A 2,882-nucleotide genomic window follows, 5' to 3' on the forward strand; every position below is an offset into this window, starting at 1 on the left:
GGCTCTACGGAATATCTAGTGGAATTCAATAATTCATAGATACTCCGTAAAACGGAATAAGTGGTGGAATTATTTGGTTAAGCGTTTGGCTGCTGCTTGAATAATTTCAGGTAGAAGCTCTTTCTTAGGTCCCGATGGATCACCAATAATTTGTGCAATATTGTCGCTACTTAAAATCCAGTTATCACTCGGAATTAATTGGATTGTAGGTTTATTGTCGTAGCCCAAGTGCAACATCATACGACTACCTTGCACCATGCGAGTGACAGTAGCTCTAACTAGAGTATCTTCATCAAATTTAGGAGCATCAGGTACTTTACCGCCTAACCGTTTAATTTCTTGGTGCAGTGCCCAGTAGTAATCCATAACCTTATTGGTTGTATCGGCAGCTAGCAATTCAAATGATGTTTGCTCAATTTTACCTTTCACTTCCATTTCTTCTAGATACTTCACTGCATCATCAAAGTGGATTGTGAGCAGCTCGTGGTAAGAGTTGATATTGAAGTGCCTATTATGGCGAGTCCATATCTGTGCTCGTAATGCCCGCTGGTCTCCCGCCTTGCGCTCAACGATCTCTTGTAGGGTAGATTTCTGCTCAGGCGTAATAGTATGGCGTTGGTTAATTGCCCGCCCTTTACTCCAATAATCCCATAAAACATCATCACATTCGTTTTGGTACATGATGACGGTGTCGCGAAGTTCAGGTTTTACCTTGTTAGGGCTGATTGATGTAAACCAGCCGAATAGCTTACGAAGTGGAATACAGAGCATTTCTTGAATACCACTTAAAGTAGGTGTTTCGATAATCGAAACACCCCAACGAGCTTTGTTACTATTGAACTTAACTGTTTGTGATGCCCAAGTTAATCCCATACCCTCAACGACTGGACGCATAGGGACATAAGGTTGCCCATTGTGTTCCACTAAATACAATTCAGCATTATGGAAAGGTACTGCAATTTGAGTTAAAGTAGTCATGTCGATGTTCCTTCTATGGTTGTTGACAAAAGCCCCTTGCTTGATTTCGACGTCCGCAAGGGGTTTTCTTTTTAAGGGCTTTCCGCCTTGTTAGAGATATCTTATTTAATAACTTTTGTTGTGTCAATAACTTTTATTGTGCTATCACAAAAAATAGTAATTATCTTTTATTGTGCTATAATGCTTTAAAATTTAACTCGTGGTGCAGCAATGGAAGTACATAATAATGTTGCCTTTTTACGTGAAAAGGCGGGCTTAACAGTCTATGAGCTATCTAAAAGATGTGGTTTTGTTAGTGGTAGCAGGGTTTTATCAAACTACGTGACAAGAGCTGAACAGGGCAACTCTGTTAAGGTTGATACTGCTTTATCAATATACGAGGAACTCAAAAAAGCAGGTGTATGCGAAAAATTTGAAGATGTCTTTTGGCTTTCTGACGAAGGATAGCTCTCTTCATGACCGACATTCTAGACCTTTCAAACTGGACAGTATTAGATGCTAAACATGGTGATGAACTGATTATTGAGGCTGAATACACACGTTATCCTGATGCTTGCCCAAAATGTAACAGCTCAATCTATAAGCATGGAACTAAAACAGTTGCATACCGTGATGCCCCTGTTCGAGGTAAACCAGTTGTCATCCACGCCATTTTAAGGCGTTTTAGATGTCGTGATTGTCGTTTCACCTTTACTCAACCTACCAATGCAATGCATCCAGAAATGCGTATGACGTGGCGCTGTGTTGAGCATATTCAAGATAACTGTTTGCGTGACACATTCGTTAATATCGGGCATTACATCGGCTGTGATGATAAAACTGTTCGCACAATTGCCAATAATTACATCGAATGTTTAAACAAAGCATATAAGCCTGATCTAGAAGGCTGGATCGGTATAGATGAAACTACTATCGATGGAAAACTCAGATTCGTTGTCACAAACGTAGAGCATCGAGCATTCATTGATATGTTTGAAAGCCGAGATAAGGCTCTCGTTTCTAATTGGCTTCAACGTAATCGTAATGCTCCAATCGAGGGCTTTGTTATGGATATGTGGAAGCCATACAAAGATGCTATACGTACTGTGTTTCCTAACACTCCTATTGTGGTTGATAAGTTTCATGTGGTTAGGATGGCAAATCAAGCAATGGATGGTGTTCGCATACAATTGGCTAAAGACAAGACTAAAGCAGTCGGTAGAGATTGGATGCGTCGTAAATCACTGCTTCGTATGCGCTACAAAGACCTTGATGAACAAGGTAAATACAATGTTGATATGTGGCTTGCCAATGAACCGCATGTTGCTATAGCCCATAACCTAAAAGAATTGTTTTACTGTATTTATGACCAAGAAAATCGCAACGATGCAGAGCAATTACTTGATGAGTGGATTGATATTGTTCCACCTGAGATGAAGAAATCACAGAAAGACTTTAAGCCACTATTAACTGCTATCAAGAACTGGCGAGAAGAAATACTAGCTTACTTCGACAAACGACTCACCAATGGTTATACCGAAGCAATGAATGGTATTGCAAAGGTGATTAATCGTCATGGTCGTGGTTATAGTTTTGAGATGCTTAGAGCTAAATTACTATTCAAGGATAATCATAGAGAAGTTCTACAATATTTCTATGATGAACAGCCTCAATATGAGGATGTGCTCTCCGAAGAAGATATTATAGAAATTCTTGAATCCGAAGGAACATGTAAAGAGTGTTCAAACTATTTATTTATGGATTTAGAATTTGATGGTGTCTACGGAATAGATGGATATTGTACCTCTTGTTTTCACAAAGCAGTGGAAGATATGCACAGAGAGTCTGAATATGCTTTCAACTCAGATGATGAATATTTACCAGTGGAAAGTAATTAAGCTTTCCACCACTTATTCCGTAGAGCC

The 2,882-nt window shown here is 39.4% G+C and carries 3 protein-coding genes; 2 read left to right on the forward strand and 1 reads right to left on the reverse strand.

The window, feature by feature from the left end; genetic code table 11:
- Positions 1-69: 69 nt before the first annotated feature.
- Positions 70-978, reverse strand: a complete 909-nt coding sequence (locus RFW85_RS12395; protein ID WP_309171572.1) for a phage antirepressor N-terminal domain-containing protein — start codon at positions 976-978, stop codon at positions 70-72.
- Between the two features lie 210 nt (positions 979-1,188).
- Between RFW85_RS12395 and RFW85_RS12400 the strand changes: the two genes are divergently transcribed.
- Positions 1,189-1,425: a hypothetical protein gene (locus RFW85_RS12400; RefSeq protein WP_032042670.1), complete on the forward strand. Its 237-nt coding sequence runs from the start codon at positions 1,189-1,191 to the stop codon at positions 1,423-1,425.
- 8 nt (positions 1,426-1,433) lie between these two features.
- Positions 1,434-2,855 (forward strand): ISL3 family transposase, encoded by a 1,422-nt coding sequence (locus RFW85_RS12405; protein WP_306308258.1) that lies wholly within the window; start codon positions 1,434-1,436, stop codon positions 2,853-2,855.
- The last annotated feature ends 27 nt before the right edge of the window (positions 2,856-2,882 follow it).

The organism is Acinetobacter sp. 12966 (genome assembly GCF_031196995.1).
In the GTDB taxonomy this organism is placed as follows: Bacteria; Pseudomonadota; Gammaproteobacteria; order Pseudomonadales; family Moraxellaceae; genus Acinetobacter; species Acinetobacter geminorum.

Excerpts from the sequence above, each read along its gene's own strand:
- RFW85_RS12395 (WP_309171572.1), bottom strand. The coding sequence starts at position 978 with ATGACTACTTTAACTCAAATTGCAGTACCTTTCCATAATGCTGAATTG.
- RFW85_RS12400 (WP_032042670.1), top strand. The coding sequence starts at position 1,189 with ATGGAAGTACATAATAATGTTGCCTTTTTACGTGAAAAGGCGGGCTTA.
- RFW85_RS12405 (WP_306308258.1), top strand. The coding sequence starts at position 1,434 with ATGACCGACATTCTAGACCTTTCAAACTGGACAGTATTAGATGCTAAA.